Here is a 14694-nt window from a genome sequence, read left to right on the forward strand (position 1 = left end):
GTACGACCACCTTCACGGATCGCAAAACGTAGACCTGGGTCCATTGCGATTGGGTGGATTAGTTCTACTGACATTTCTACGTTGTCACCAGGCATAACCATTTCAACGCCTTCTTGAAGAGAGATCGCGCCAGTTACGTCAGTTGTACGGAAGTAGAACTGTGGACGGTAACCGTTAAGGAATGGAGTATGACGACCACCTTCTTCTTTAGAAAGTACGTATACTTCTGCATCGAATTTAGTGTGCGGTTTGATCGCACCTGGTTTAGTCAATACTTGACCACGTTGAACGTCTTCACGTTTAGTACCACGTAGAAGTACACCACAGTTCTCGCCAGCACGACCTTCGTCAAGCAATTTACGGAACATTTCAACACCAGTAACTGTCGTTACTTGTGTATCACGGATACCAACGATTTCAACAGACTCGCCTACTTTAACGATACCAGACTCAACACGGCCAGTCACTACTGTACCACGACCTGAGATTGAGAATACGTCTTCGATTGGCATAAGGAATGCTTTATCGATTGCACGTTCTGGCTCTGGAATGTAAGAGTCAAGCGCTTCAACAAGAGCAACAACAGCTGGCTCGCCGTATTGACCTTGGTCACCGTTAAGTGCAAGAAGAGCAGAACCACGGATGATTGGAGTATCATCACCTGGGAAGTCATAAGTAGAAAGAAGTTCACGAACTTCCATTTCAACGAGTTCAAGAAGCTCTTCATCATCAACAAGGTCGCATTTGTTTAAGAATACAACGATGTAAGGTACACCTACCTGACGAGAAAGAAGGATGTGTTCACGAGTTTGTGGCATTGGACCATCAGTCGCAGCACATACAAGGATCGCACCATCCATCTGAGCAGCACCAGTAATCATGTTTTTAACATAATCGGCGTGACCTGGGCAGTCTACGTGTGCGTAGTGACGAATAACTGAGTCATACTCAACGTGTGAAGTATTAATCGTAATACCACGTGCTTTTTCTTCAGGTGCAGAGTCAATTGCAGCGTAGTCTTTCGCTTCGCCACCAAAAGTTTTTGCACAAACAGTTGCAATTGCAGCTGTTAAAGTTGTTTTACCATGGTCGACGTGACCAATTGTGCCCACGTTAACGTGTGGCTTATTACGTTCAAACTTAGCCTTAGCCATGAGATCTTCCTTTTTAAATAACTCATGAGGGTTAGCCCATGAGCATTTGGTTGTAACTATGAATTAGTTTGGTGCTTATAGTAATCTAAAGATTACTCGTCGTCACCTTTTTTACCGCCAGACTGGAATTTAGAAATGATGCCTTCAGCCACGTTACGTGGAGTTTCAGCATATTTAGCAAATTCCATAGAGTAAGTCGCACGACCTTGAGACATAGAACGCATATGAGTTGCGTAACCAAACATCTCTGCCAATGGAACTTCAGCACGAATTGCTTTAGTACCACCAGGTAAATCGTCCATACCTTGAACCATACCACGACGACGGTTTAAGTCACCCATGATATCGCCCATGTAGTCTTCTGGAGTTTCTACTTCAACTTTCATGATAGGCTCAAGCAAGATTGGATCTGCTTTCATGAAACCATCACGGAATGCGTAAGAACCCGCCATTTTGAACGATAATTCGTCAGAATCGACATCATGGTAAGAACCGTCGAACAATGTCGCTTTGATGCCCACTACTGGATAACCAGCAAGTACACCATTCTTCATACGTTCTTGGATACCTTTGTCAACTGCGCCGAAGAATTCTTTAGGTACAACACCACCTACAACTTCTTCAACGAATTGGTAGTCTTTGTCAGAATCTTCTGGCATTGGCTCAAGACGAACATATACATGACCGAATTTACCTTTACCACCAGTTTGACGTACGAACTTACCTTCTTGCTCAACAGATTTTTTAATCGTTTCGCGGTAAGAAACCATTGGCTTACCAATGTTCGCTTCAACACCAAATTCACGTTTCATACGGTCAACAATGATGTCAAGGTGAAGTTCACCCATACCAGCAATAATTGTTTGACCTGATTCTTCATCAGTACGTACGCGGAATGATGGATCTTCTTTCGCCAAACGACCTAAAGCAACTGACATTTTTTCTTGGTCAGCTTTAGTTTTAGGTTCAACTGCAAGTGCAATTACTGGCTCTGGGAATTCCATACGCTCTAGTGTAATTACGTGGTTTTCATCACATAATGTATCACCAGTCGTCGTGTCTTTAAGACCTACACACGCCGCGATGTCGCCCGCACGAATTTCTTCGATATCTTTACGGTCATTCGCATGCATCTGTACGATACGGCCAACACGCTCACGCTTCATTTTCACTGGGTTATAACACGGGCTACCCGCTTTAAGAACACCAGAATAAACACGTACGAATGTTAAGTTACCTACGAATTTATCGTTCATGATTTTGAACGCTAACGCAGCAAACGGTGCTTCATCAGACGCTTCACGTGAACCTTCAGTTTCAGCTTTATCATCAAGGATACCCTTGATCGCTTCAACGTCAGTTGGCGCAGGTAAGAATTCAATTACAGCATCCAACATACGTTGAACACCTTTGTTTTTGAACGCAGAACCACAAAGCATCGGTTGAATTTCGTTTAACAATGTACGTGAACGAATACCAAATACGATTTCTTCTTTCGTTAACTCGCCTTCTTCAAGGTACTTGTCCATGAGCTCTTCTGATGCTTCCGCAGCAGCTTCGATCATGTTAGTACGCCATTCGTTAGCTAATTCAACTAAGTCAGCAGGGATGTCGCCATATTCGAATTGCATACCTTGAGATGCTTCATCCCAAATGATTGCTTTCATTTCGATTAGGTCAACAACACCTTGGAAGTTTTCTTCAGCGCCGATTGGAACAACGATTGGCACTGGGTTACCGCCAAGACGTGTTTTAACTTGCTCTACAGCACGGAAGAAGTTCGCGCCAGTACGGTCCATTTTGTTAACGAACGCAATACGTGGAACTTTATATTTATTTGCTTGACGCCATACAGTTTCAGACTGAGGTTGTACACCACCTACAGCACAGTAAACCATGCACGCGCCGTCAAGAACACGCATAGAACGCTCAACTTCAATCGTGAAGTCAACGTGTCCCGGGGTGTCAATAACGTTAATACGGTGTTGCTCAAACTGGTTACCCATACCTTTCCAGAAGCATGTTACTGCTGCTGAGGTAATAGTAATACCACGTTCTTGCTCTTGCTCCATCCAGTCAGTCGTAGCTGAACCTTCATGAGTCTCACCTAGTTTGTGGCTCTCACCTGTGTAGAACAAAATACGTTCTGAAGTGGTCGTTTTACCAGCATCGATGTGAGCAGAAATACCAATGTTACGGTAACGAGAAATTGGGGTTTGACGAGCCATGATTTCTTGCATTCCTAAATTTGTTGTTTAAAACAGGACGCTTTAAGCTGCTAGGCAGCTTAAAGCGCTTTGACGACAGTTCAGTGAAACTGATCTATCTTCATCCTGATTAAGGTCTCTTAACCTATTAGAAACGGTAATGAGAGAATGCTTTGTTGGCTTCAGCCATACGATGCACGTCTTCACGTTTCTTAATCGCTGAACCCTTACCTTCAGCTGCATCAAGCAACTCACCAGCAAGACGTAAAGCCATAGTTTTTTCAGAACGCTTAGCAGCAGCATCTACTAACCAACGCATAGCTAGAGCAGTACGACGGGATGGGCGCACTTCCATAGGTACCTGGTACGTAGCACCACCAACACGGCGTGCTTTTACTTCGACCATTGGGCGAACTTTTTCAAGAGTAGTCTCGAAGAAGTCAACTGGGTCTACTTTGTTTTTTTCTTGAACGCGATCCAAAGCACCGTAAACGATACTTTCAGCAATAGACTTTTTACCATCTTGCATTACGTGGTTCATGAATTTAGCGATTGTTTGGCTGCCGAACTTAGGATCCGGAAGGATTTCACGGGCAGCGACTACGCGACGTCTTGGCATTTTAATACACCTAATAAAATTGACACTTCAGGTTTATCCAGCATCAGTGCAAAGTGTCATGCACCATTCGCTGGCCTTACTACACGTCGCTTGAATTTCACAAAATTAAATGCAGAAATCAGACAAGCGAGACGATAAAGGATTGCGGTATTACGTTCTTAAGAGCAATTTTTAAAAAATTAATTCTTAAAAATTATTTCTTCGGACGTTTAGTACCGTATTTAGAACGTGACTGGTTACGATCTTTAACGCCAGCACAGTCTAATGAACCACGAACGGTATGGTAACGCACACCTGGTAAATCTTTAACACGACCACCACGGATAAGAACAACACTGTGCTCTTGTAAGTTATGGCCTTCACCACCGATGTAGCTAGAAACTTCAAAACCAGAAGTTAGGCGAACACGGCAAACTTTACGCATTGCTGAGTTAGGTTTTTTAGGTGTAGTCGTGTAAACACGTGTACAAACACCACGACGTTGTGGACAAGCCTTCAACGCAGGAACTTTTGATTTTTCAATCAAAGTTGTACGACCCTTACGGATCAACTGATTTGTTGTTGCCATTTGGCAATTCTCCCGTTAATTAAAAGCCCCAAAAAATACTACTTTTTGAGGGCATGCAATTGTATGCCAAGATGTAAAATTGGTCAACATTCATCGACCCACCATTCAACTATCTCATATCAATTTTTCAGATATGAAATGATCAAATTCAAGCTTTTACATCTAAGCTCAGCATAACTTTAATTTTTAGGGTTATTTTTAGCTTGCGAGTCTTTATTTACGCGCTTCTTTACTGCTGTTTTCGCTTGAGACTCTGATTTCTCTGGCGTAGTAGCATCGTCCTCATTTTCTGTTATTGCTTCACCTGTGCTTGAACTTTCGATAGGATATTTTTGTTCATCCCCATCTAATGCTTGAACGAGTTCATCGCCCCCCTTGTCTGCTAAAGACTTTTGAGACGTGCGCTCTTCCACAGGCTCGACATATTCCTCAACAAGTTTTTGCAATCCAACTTCAACGGGCTCAGCCTTAACAGTCGGCTCTTCGCCTTTGAGTTTGATCTCAACCTTTTTGATCACTTCATTCTCAACCACGACTGTCGATGGCTCGATTTTCTGAGTTTCTATCTGCTGTGGTTCAGCAGAAAGTAATGGTGTGGCTTGAGCGATTAAAGCAACTGATTTTTCATACGCTGATAGCAGATCAATTTTTTCATTTGGATGTTGAATTAAGTATTGTTGTGCACCTGAAAATATTTGCTGTGCTTTCAAATTCGCATCATCAATTAACTTCCAACTGTATACAGCGCCGATACCCGCACCTGCAATTGGTGTCAATTTTGCTAGAAATGAAACTTGCGGGACTTTATTGAGCCATGACCATTTCAATGTCCCATCACTATTACTCAACCAGTTTTTTAAAGCAGTAAAGTCATTGCTTGAGCCCAACATTTTTTGCAGTTGCTGTGTGTCTTGCGTTTCGAGTAAATTTGAAAAAGCTCTTAAAGCCACAAGCAGTGTTTGCTTCTCAGCAATTGATCCAAAATCAACCTGACGAAACACATACTCCACCACCTGCTGTTCACTCTCTCGATCCAATTCAAAACCATGAGCTCGACCCGATTGGTAAATCATTTTTAAGGTTAAAGCCAATGACAGAGGAATATCAATCGCTGAACCAAGAACACCTGTAGCACCAGACACAGCACCAACAAGGGCTGCAACCGTTTTGTTTTGATTTGCTAAAGCCACTCCAATACGATTTGCTCGATGTGGATCTTCTGCCAATTCTGACAGGCTCTTCGCCCCGACTTCTTTTAATACATGATCCACTGAACTTTGTTCAGAAACAAAATCATTTAACTTATCAAAGAAAAAATCAGAGATTTTATTGTTGATGTCTGGAGAAATGAATGAAGCAACATTATTCACTTTATTAAAATGACGTCCTAACAATTGCTGTGTCACCTTAGGAACATGTGAGCGGAATAGCGCTTGCGGATTTTCATAGCTCTTGTTATCTGACATGTTCTTCTCACTTTTAGTAGGGTATGGTTGTGTTAATTCGTTTGATTTATTCTGCTGTTCACTATTCATTTCGAGCACAGATGGTTCTAATGGCGCTTGATCGAGTTTTGCAACTGAACCTGGAGCCACATGATTCATCAAGTCAAAGCCTGTAGCAGTGAGCTTTTTAGCCACTCCTAAGGCTTGAGAAATCAATCCTGCTGCTTTGTTCTTATTAGAATTTGCCATTTATCGGCCACCTTGAGTCATATTCTCATTGGTCTAAAATACTATGTGGAGTCGGGATTTAACTCAACTTTAAAGTGTTTCAATTGGTTATCACTTGGTGAACATTTATGCCACTCCTGATTTTCAAGTAACGACATAGATTTGCCATAAGCTTTTAAAGTGCTTTCTGCTATTATTACGCTAATTTTCGACAAAAGTAATGTCATTCATTATTGCTTAATTCACAACTCTCAACTTGAGCAATCTCGTCATTACTGCAATGATCACCATAATAGGGAACTTTAAATGAAACGTGTTGTAATCACGGGTATGGGCATTAACTCATGCATCGGTAATACATTAGAAGATGTCACTCATTCTTTAAAAAATGGTATTTCAGGGACACGTTTTAACCCGACTTATGAAGAATTAAATTTCAAAAGTCATGTCAGTGCTGCTGCTGAACAAAACTTTGATGCCATTGATCGTAAATTAAAGCGCTTCATGGGTGTGTGTGCCATGTATGCATATAACTCGGCAGTTGCTGCTGTAGAACATGCCGGTCTTACAGCTGAACAATTGGCAGGCAATCCTCGTTACGGTATCGCGGGTGGCTCAGGTGGTGGTTCTACTGCCTCTGTGATTGAAATGAATGAACTGTTACAAACCAAAGGCGCACGTAAAGTCGGTCCTTTCTTTGTACCACGTAATATGTCAAACACCATTACAGCCAACGTTGGTGTAGCCTTCAAATTACAAGGTGTTGCTCACTCTATTACTAGCGCGTGTGCAACTTCTGCTGATGCAATTGGTTATGCATATAACCTGATTCAATTGGGTAAACAAGATTTAATGCTTGCTGGTGGCGGTGAAGAAGACCATTGGTCACAAAGCTTATTGTTTGATGCAATGGGTGCTTTATGTTCTAAATACAATGATGCGCCTGAAACGGCATCTCGTCCTTATTCTGCTGACCGCGATGGTTTCGTGATTGCGGGTGGTGGCGGTTTCGTTGTACTGGAATCACTTGAACATGCGCAAGCGCGCGGTGCAAACATTCTTGCTGAAGTGGTTGGCTATGCTGCAAACTCTGATGGTGCTGACATGGTTGCCCCATCTGGTGAAGGTGCAACACGTTGTATCCTGATGGCTTTAGAAGAAGCAAAACAACGCGGCGTTGAAAAAGTGGACTATGTCAATACACATGGTACCTCTACGCCAGCGGGTGATGTGACTGAACTTCAAGCAATGGGTCGTGCTTTTGGTGAAGGCAATGTACCTCCACTCAGCTCAACCAAATCAATGACAGGTCATAGCTTGGGTGCTGCTGGTGTTCAAGAAGCAATTTACTCTGTATTGATGATGCAAAATGACTTTATTGCGCCAAACATCAACGTGACTGAATTGGATGAAGGCACAAAAGGTTATGACATCGTACTTGAAAAACGTGATGCAAAATTGAATACTGTCATGAGTAACAGTTTCGGTTTTGGCGGTGTAAATGCTTGTCTCGTTTTCAAAAAATGGGAAGGCTAATTTAAAAATGGTTGATCTGACTAAATGGAAAGATCAACCCTTCCACACCGCCCCTCATAGGGTGAATAGATGGATGCTCCTTCAGATGCTTTCCTTTGGGTCAAAGCACTACATATAATTGCTGTGGTATGTTGGTTCGCAGCATTGTTCTATCTACCTCGGCTTTATGTCTACCATGCTATGAGTGATGATGCGATTAGTCATCAACGCTTCCAAATCATGGAACGTAAGTTGTACCGAGGCATTATGTGGCCCGCCATGATTGCCACGTTGGTCACAGCACACTTCTTGGTCGATTGGGGTGATGCCACACAGCACTATCACGATGCTTTATGGTTTTATCTCAAAGTAGGCTTGGTTGGATTATTGGTCATTTATCATTTGGTCTGCGGGTATTATCGTAAGAAACTGATGATGGATGCACATTATAAATCGCATAAGTTTTGGCGTTATTTTAATGAAATGCCGACCTTCATCTTATTTGCTGTCATCATTTTAGTGGTTGTCAAACCAAGCTTCTAAAATAAAAAATCCCCGAAATGTCGGGGATTTTTTATGCTTTCATGTACGGTATAAAATTACTTTTTACCCATTTTTTTGATCCGTGGGATATAGAGCACGCGGTATGTTACCGCCAGTAGAATAAGCCATAATGGACTGATCATCAGTGCTTTTAAGGTATCAGGCTCTAAACTTAAAATGATCAAAGCAAACAATAAGAATGCCAAAACCACGTAAGACATCCCTACGCCACCCGGCATTTTAAAATTCGATTTCGCATGCAATTCAGGACGTAATTTACGATAGCGGATATAACACACCATAATGATTGCCCAAATACTAATAAACAAAATCACACACAGTGAACTCGCCAATGTAAACGCTTCCATTGTATTTGGTACAAAATACTGAAAAGCCGCACCAATCATAATAAATGCACAAGAAAAGAATAAACCTTTAGCAGGTACAGCTCGACTCGATAATTTTGCTAAAGCTTGCGGAGCTTGACCATCTTTTGCTAAACCAAACAACATACGACTGGTTGAGAATACACCACTGTTCATGGATGACATCACTGAAGATAAAACCACTAAATTCATGATCAACGCTGCACCACCAATCCCTGCAAACAGGAACAGGCTAACGAATGGGCTTTTATCGGCAGGAATCATATTCCACGGTGTGACTGACATGATCATCACTAAAGACAATACATAGAAAATGATAATACGTGTTGGAATCGCATTCACAGCTTTGGGTAAGTTTTTCTCAGGATCTTTGGTTTCTGCAGCCATCGTGCCCAATAATTCAACACCCACGAATGCAAACATTGCGATCTGGAAACCTGCTAAAAAGCCCATTCCACCTTTAGGGAACATACCGCCATGCGACCAAATATTGCTGAAACTCGCCACTGATCCATTCGGTGCTTGGAAACCCGTAAACACCATGAATATTCCAATACAGATCAATCCGACAATCGCTAGAATTTTGATGAGTGCAAACCAAAACTCAATCTCACCGAACAGTTTTACCGTAACCAGATTGATTGCCAAGATAAACAGCACACATCCTGCACTGATGGCGGCTTGCCCCATCGGAGTAAACATCTGATCAGGTGGTAGCCAAAAACTCAAATAGTTGATAATCGCGGCTAAGTCCGCGATACCGACCAAAATCCAACCCAGCCAATATGACCAGCCAATATAATAACCCGCACCCGGCCCAATCAGGTCATGCGCCATATCAATGAATGATTTGTAGTGAAGATTGGAGAGTAAAATCTCCCCCAATGCGCGCATGAGGAAAAAAAACATCGCACCAATAATCATATAAATAATGATAATCGATGGCCCAGCAAGTGAAATTGTTTTACCCGAACCCATAAATAAGCCCGTACCAATTGCACCACCAATTGCAATCAATTGTAAGTGGCGATTGGACAGCTTCCGTTGCAACTCATTGGGAGATGAATGTTCATCTACATTCTTTGTTGTTGTCATTTTGAACTTCCTTATAAAACCATTTAAATCACACAGCTGTTGATACAGCATTCCTCTGCTGCTCTTTGTGACTGTGTTTAAAATCACGCCTTAAGCATAAAGCGTTGCCCTAAATCATAATGAATCTTAGAAAAAAATTAATCTTTAAAATTTACTGTGCTGCCACAACTGCAATTTCAATCAACCATTTAGGATTGACTAAATCCGCTTGTATCGTTGCACGAGATGGTGGAACAGTGCCTTTCATCCACTCCACCCAAAGTTGATTGACCTTAGGAAAGTCATCCAAATGCTTCACAAACAATTGCGCAGATAACAATCTTGATTTATCTGTACCCGCTTGAGCCAACAAAGCATCAATCGTTGCCAAAACATCTTTGGTTTGAGCCTCAATATCATCTTCAGTGGTTTTTGGAACCTGACCAGACAAGTAAACCACTTGGTTAAAAATGGTGATCGCACTCATCACTTCAGTGCTGTTGATTTTTTGAATATCTTGATGAGACATGTGTATTTCCTTATGTTAAATATATCTATATTAAAAAAATTTGAATATAACGTTTCTAATTCAATGCTTCGTATTTTGCTTCGTTGTATTTAGATTCGTTGTATTTAGATTCGTTGTATTTAGATTCGTTGCGTTTAAATACTTGGCTAAATCGATCTTTTAAAATCATCATTTTATACATTGAATGACTCAATGTTAGGGTTGAGAGTCAGCACGTTCAATTTCAAAATGAACTCGGGCTGTAATTCCACACATCAATTCATAACCCACAGTCCCTGAACCTGCTGCAACCTCATCAATCGGTAAAATTGCACCTTGCGAGGACATCCCCCAGAGCACAACTTCACTCCCTATTTGTGTTTGTGGTAAATCCGTTAAGTCGACGGCCAGCATATCCATACTGATGCGCCCTAAAATTTGGGTTCTTTGAGAATCCACCAATACTGGAGTTCCTGTTTGAGTGACCCTTTGATAACCGTCTGCATAACCACACGCCACGATGCCGACCACCATATCTTTAGACGCAGTAAAGCGTGAACCATAACCTAATGTCTGTTGTGTTTTTATAGGTTGAATCGCAATGATTTGACTGCGTAGAGATATGGTAGGTTTCAAATCCCAGTCTTGGATGCTATGTGTAGGATAGTCAGGAGAACTACCGTATAACATGATTCCGCTTCGCACCACATCCGAATGTAATTGCTTGGAATGCCTTAAAATCGCAGCACTGTTACTGACTGAGCATGCACCTTCTAAAGCTTGTATCGTCGCTTCAAAAAGCTCCATTTGATAATCCACACCTTGTTGCCCCAAACGCTCACCATCTGCATCAGAGAAATGTGTCATATGGGTGATAGATCCGATACATTCGAGTGCCCGAAGCTGCTGCCAAACAGCGTAATATTCATTGGCTTGAAAACCTAAACGGTTCATACCGCTGTTCATTTTTAAGAAAATATCAAACTGCTTCGAGTCAGTGTTTACATTTGAATAAGTCTTTAACCATTCAACTTGATAGGCACTATGCACGGTAAAACTTAAGTTAAATTCAGCACACGCATTCAAATCATCTGCACTAAAAATGCCTTCGAGCAGTAGAATTTTTCCCTGCCAGCCCAATGCGCGAATACGTTTCGCTTCAGCAATATCCAATAATGCAAAACCATCAGCCGATTTAAAAGAATCATAAACTCGCTCAATGCCATGACCATAGGCATTGGCTTTGACCACAGCAAAAACTTCGCTATGTGAAGCATATTTCTTTGCGATCGCTAAGTTATGTTGCAATGATTCACTGTGAATAACCGCTTTAATTGGGCGTGACATGCCATTCATTCCTTGAATATAGTTGAGCTTAAAATTGTTGTTATGCTTCTATCAAATCAATACATCATTTAAAAACTTTAAAAAACATCAAAAGCTCATACAGCCTTAAGCTGCATGAGGATAACGTTGGATCGATAGACCTTCGGTACTGATATCTGTTTGATGATTCATCACCAAATCACTAATCAATTTTCCTGAACCGCATGCCATGGTCCAACCTAATGTGCCATGACCTGTATTTAAGAACAGATTGCTAAAGCGTGTTGCACCAATGATTGGGGTACTGTCTGGTGTCATTGGGCGTAAGCCAGTCCAGAAAGATGCATTCGCCATATCCCCCCCTGGGAACAAATCTTGCGTCACCATTTGTAATGTTGCACGGCGATCTTCATTTAGCCCATGGTTGAATCCACTTAACTCTGCCATTCCACCGACACGAATGCGCTGATCAAAACGAGTAATCGCGATCTTGTAAGTTTCATCCAGTACCGTCGACTGCGGTGCAAAATTGGCATCCACAATCGGAATGGTGAGCGAGTAACCTTTCACAGGATAGACAGGCAAATTGAGTTCCAAAGGCTTGAGGAAATCACGTGAGTAGCTACCAAACGCCAAAATATAACGATCGGCTGTAAGCACTTCACCATTGACGACAACACCTTTGATTTCATCACCTTCAACCACTAAACGCTCAACATTTTGGTTGAATTTAAAATCAACACCCATCTCTTTCGCCAAATTTGCTAAAGCATTGGTGAATAAATAACAGTCGCCTGTTTCATCATTGGGTAAGTGTAATCCACCGACTAATTTATCTTTAGCATACTCAAGTGCAGGCTCAACTCGACCTAAATCATTTTGATTCAGTAATTCGTAGCTCACGCCACATTCTTTAAGCACTTCAATATCGCGCTGAACAGCTTCGAGTTGAGCCTCTTTACGGAACACTTGCAGAGTTCCTTTAGAGCGATTTTCATAGCTGATCCCTGTTTCTTTACGTAATTCACGTAAGCAATCACGGCTATATTCAGCGACACGCGTCATTCGTTCTTTATTTATTGCATAACTTTGTGGGTTACAGTTTTTCAGCATTTGTGCCATCCACTGTAACTGCCACATGCTTCCATCTACATTGATGGCTAACGGTGCATGATGTTGGAACATCCATTTGACCGCTTTAAAGGGAATGCCCGGTGCAGCCCACGGTGTAGAATATCCTGGAGAGATTTGTCCTGCATTACCGAAGCTGGTTTCTTCGGCTGGACCTGATTGACGATCTAAAACTGTGACGGTTGCTCCTTGCTGCGCTAGGTAATACGCACTTGCAACTCCGATCACACCACTACCTAAAACAATTACGCGCATTTCACATCCCTCGTGCACCATTTAGTTTATTTCACTAGTATATTTTCGCTTCGATAGTTTTTTTCACTGTTTTAAGCACTATAATCTAGGTAATGGAATGGTTTTATCCTAAAAAATTTTAAAAATAAGGAAATAATGAATGCGTAAATTAGACCGTACAGATCGGATGATTTTAGAAATTCTACAAAAAGATGGTCGAATCGCGATCAGTGAATTGGCCTCCAAAGTGAATCTTTCGACCACTCCCTGCTCGGAACGTGTGAAACGTTTAGAGCGTGATGGCATCATTATGGGGTATTACGCTCGACTCAGCCCTGAACTTTTAGAACGCAATCTTTTGGTTTTTTTAGAAATTAAACTTTCAGCAAAATCTGGCGATGTATTTGATCAAGTTGCTCGTGATTTGGTTGAAATCCCTGAGGTGATGGAATGCCATTTGATCTCTGGTGAGTTTGATTATTTAGTGAAAGCGCGTTTAAAAGAAATGAGTGCTTACCGAAAATTATTGGGAGATTTATTAAAAAAACTTCCCTCTTCAGCTTCGTCACATAGTTATATCGTGATGGAAGAGGTGAAAGAAACGTTGTATATCACGCTTGATTAAAAGTCCTTTTGAAAACTTTATTCATTTTTTTATTATTCAGAATTTAACAACTCAATCATAGTATTGACATGAAATCTATTTCACTTTTGAATGGCTTTGTTGCACAAACCTAGCATGTAAGGCTTATTCAGCAATATAATTTCAAAATGAATAAACCTGCAGCTAAAATCTACCATACAACCAATTGGTCATCCTATAATCGAGCCTTAATTAATCGAGGCAATATTTCCATTTGGTTTGATCCAAAGACTCAGTGGTATGCACAATCACAAGGCAAGCAAGGTCGAAATCAAACCTATTCCGATACAGCGATTCAATGCTGCTTAATGATCAAATCTCTATTTCGACTCTCTTTACGCATGGTTACAGGTTTTGTTCAAAGCCTGATTAAGCTTTGTGGATTAGATTGGACAGCTCCGGATTATTCCACCCTTTGTCGTAGACAGAAGCATATTGATATTGCGATTAGCTATCAAAAAAGTAGTAATGGGCTGCATCTACTTGTAGATTCTACTGGCTTGAAGTTTCTTGGTGAAGGTGAATGGAAATGCAAGAAACATGGGTCTGAATATCGTCGCCAATGGCGTAAGCTTCACATTGCTATAGATGCTAAAACCCTGCAAATACGTGCAGTACAACTCACCACAAATGATGTCAGTGATTCTCAAGTATTTGAAGATTTACTTGCTCAAATTCCCTTGGATGAACAAATTGATTCTGTTTATACAGATGGTGCTTATGACACAAAGCACTGCCGACAACTCATTTTAGATCGAGATGCATATGCGGTCATTCCACCGAGAAAGAATGCAAAACCTTGGAAAGATCAACAAGCGAGGTCTATAGAACGCAATGAGTTATTGAAAACAGTCAAACGGCTAGGAAGATCGCTTTGGAAAAAGTGGTCTGGTTATCATTGTCGAAGTTTGGTGGAAACCAAGATGCATTGCATCAAATTATTAGGCGATAAATTAACATCAAGAAGTTTCCCTAGTCAGGTGAATGAGATTCATGCACGCATAGCGGTCTTGAATAAATTCACAGAATTAGGTCGCCCTCATACCCAAGTTGTCTCTTAAATTTAACTCAATTAGGGTAGCTCTGCCTTTCAAACCTTTGTGCAACAAAGCC

14 protein-coding genes are annotated in these 14694 nt (G+C 41.4%); 4 read left to right on the forward strand and 10 right to left on the reverse strand.

Annotated features, from left to right (window positions below; translation table 11 throughout):
* The 5 genes from tuf to AC5YCE_RS14805 form a co-directional block, all read right to left on the reverse strand.
* Nucleotides 1-1154, reverse strand: a 1154-nt coding sequence (tuf, locus tag AC5YCE_RS14785; protein WP_496172543.1) for an elongation factor Tu, incomplete at its 3' end; no start/stop codon positions are given.
* Nucleotides 1155-1246: 92 nt separating this feature from the next.
* The gene (gene fusA, locus AC5YCE_RS14790; protein WP_496126572.1) at nt 1247-3382 is read right to left on the reverse strand and encodes an elongation factor G; all 2136 of its coding nucleotides are present in this window, start codon (nt 3380-3382) and stop codon (nt 1247-1249) included.
* A gap of 127 nt (nt 3383-3509) precedes the next feature.
* Nucleotides 3510-3980, reverse strand: a complete 471-nt coding sequence (rpsG, locus tag AC5YCE_RS14795; RefSeq protein WP_196423482.1) for a 30S ribosomal protein S7 — start codon at nt 3978-3980, stop codon at nt 3510-3512.
* Nucleotides 3981-4173: 193 nt separating this feature from the next.
* Nucleotides 4174-4548: a 30S ribosomal protein S12 gene (gene rpsL, locus AC5YCE_RS14800; protein WP_004648013.1), complete on the reverse strand. Its 375-nt coding sequence runs from the start codon at nt 4546-4548 to the stop codon at nt 4174-4176.
* A 179-nt stretch (nt 4549-4727) separates the two neighbouring features.
* Nucleotides 4728-6242, reverse strand: coding sequence for an EcsC family protein (locus tag AC5YCE_RS14805; RefSeq protein WP_496172544.1), 1515 nt, complete (start codon nt 6240-6242; stop codon nt 4728-4730).
* Between the two features lie 285 nt (nt 6243-6527).
* Here AC5YCE_RS14805 and AC5YCE_RS14810 point away from each other — a divergent pair, with 285 nt between their 5' ends.
* Complete coding sequence (locus AC5YCE_RS14810) at nt 6528-7757, forward strand: beta-ketoacyl synthase N-terminal-like domain-containing protein (RefSeq protein ID WP_496172545.1); 1230 nt, start codon at nt 6528-6530, stop codon at nt 7755-7757.
* Between the two features lie 69 nt (nt 7758-7826).
* On the forward strand, nt 7827-8279 hold the full coding sequence (locus tag AC5YCE_RS14815) for a CopD family protein (RefSeq protein ID WP_496172546.1): 453 nt from the start codon (nt 7827-7829) through the stop codon (nt 8277-8279).
* Nucleotides 8280-8335: 56 nt separating this feature from the next.
* Here AC5YCE_RS14815 and AC5YCE_RS14820 read toward each other — a convergent pair whose 3' ends face one another.
* The 5 genes from AC5YCE_RS14820 to AC5YCE_RS14840 form a co-directional block, all read right to left on the reverse strand.
* Nucleotides 8336-9760: an amino acid permease gene (locus tag AC5YCE_RS14820; protein ID WP_496172547.1), complete on the reverse strand. Its 1425-nt coding sequence runs from the start codon at nt 9758-9760 to the stop codon at nt 8336-8338.
* A 151-nt stretch (nt 9761-9911) separates the two neighbouring features.
* Nucleotides 9912-10268, reverse strand: a complete 357-nt coding sequence (locus tag AC5YCE_RS14825) for a RidA family protein (protein ID WP_496172548.1) — start codon at nt 10266-10268, stop codon at nt 9912-9914.
* A 55-nt stretch (nt 10269-10323) separates the two neighbouring features.
* The gene (locus AC5YCE_RS14830; protein WP_496172549.1) at nt 10324-10449 is read right to left on the reverse strand and encodes a hypothetical protein; all 126 of its coding nucleotides are present in this window, start codon (nt 10447-10449) and stop codon (nt 10324-10326) included.
* Between the two features lie 14 nt (nt 10450-10463).
* Entirely contained in the window at nt 10464-11594 is a 1131-nt protein-coding gene (gene alr / locus AC5YCE_RS14835) for an alanine racemase (protein WP_496172550.1), read from the reverse strand.
* Nucleotides 11595-11699: 105 nt separating this feature from the next.
* Entirely contained in the window at nt 11700-12959 is a 1260-nt protein-coding gene (locus AC5YCE_RS14840) for a D-amino acid dehydrogenase (protein ID WP_496172551.1), read from the reverse strand.
* A gap of 139 nt (nt 12960-13098) precedes the next feature.
* Between AC5YCE_RS14840 and AC5YCE_RS14845 the strand changes: the two genes are divergently transcribed.
* Nucleotides 13099-13563: an Lrp/AsnC ligand binding domain-containing protein gene (locus tag AC5YCE_RS14845; RefSeq protein WP_496126564.1), complete on the forward strand. Its 465-nt coding sequence runs from the start codon at nt 13099-13101 to the stop codon at nt 13561-13563.
* A 146-nt stretch (nt 13564-13709) separates the two neighbouring features.
* Nucleotides 13710-14642 (forward strand): IS5 family transposase, encoded by a 933-nt coding sequence (locus AC5YCE_RS14850; protein ID WP_496171020.1) that lies wholly within the window; start codon nt 13710-13712, stop codon nt 14640-14642.
* The last annotated feature ends 52 nt before the right edge of the window (nt 14643-14694 follow it).

It is taken from the genome of Acinetobacter sp. CY79, assembly GCF_059515845.1.

Bases quoted from the DNA above. Each gene is read 5' to 3' on its own strand.
- fusA (WP_496126572.1), bottom strand. From the start codon at position 3,382: ATGGCTCGTCAAACCCCAATTTCTCGTTACCGTAACATTGGTATTTCT.
- rpsG (WP_196423482.1), bottom strand. From the start codon at position 3,980: ATGCCAAGACGTCGCGTAGTCGCTGCCCGTGAAATCCTTCCGGATCCT.
- rpsL (WP_004648013.1), bottom strand. From the start codon at position 4,548: ATGGCAACAACAAATCAGTTGATCCGTAAGGGTCGTACAACTTTGATT.
- AC5YCE_RS14805 (WP_496172544.1), bottom strand. From the start codon at position 6,242: ATGGCAAATTCTAATAAGAACAAAGCAGCAGGATTGATTTCTCAAGCC.
- AC5YCE_RS14810 (WP_496172545.1), top strand. From the start codon at position 6,528: ATGAAACGTGTTGTAATCACGGGTATGGGCATTAACTCATGCATCGGT.
- AC5YCE_RS14815 (WP_496172546.1), top strand. From the start codon at position 7,827: ATGGATGCTCCTTCAGATGCTTTCCTTTGGGTCAAAGCACTACATATA.
- AC5YCE_RS14820 (WP_496172547.1), bottom strand. From the start codon at position 9,760: ATGACAACAACAAAGAATGTAGATGAACATTCATCTCCCAATGAGTTG.
- AC5YCE_RS14825 (WP_496172548.1), bottom strand. From the start codon at position 10,268: ATGTCTCATCAAGATATTCAAAAAATCAACAGCACTGAAGTGATGAGT.
- AC5YCE_RS14830 (WP_496172549.1), bottom strand. From the start codon at position 10,449: ATGTATAAAATGATGATTTTAAAAGATCGATTTAGCCAAGTATTTAAA.
- alr (WP_496172550.1), bottom strand. From the start codon at position 11,594: ATGTCACGCCCAATTAAAGCGGTTATTCACAGTGAATCATTGCAACAT.
- AC5YCE_RS14840 (WP_496172551.1), bottom strand. From the start codon at position 12,959: ATGCGCGTAATTGTTTTAGGTAGTGGTGTGATCGGAGTTGCAAGTGCG.
- AC5YCE_RS14845 (WP_496126564.1), top strand. From the start codon at position 13,099: ATGCGTAAATTAGACCGTACAGATCGGATGATTTTAGAAATTCTACAA.
- AC5YCE_RS14850 (WP_496171020.1), top strand. From the start codon at position 13,710: ATGAATAAACCTGCAGCTAAAATCTACCATACAACCAATTGGTCATCC.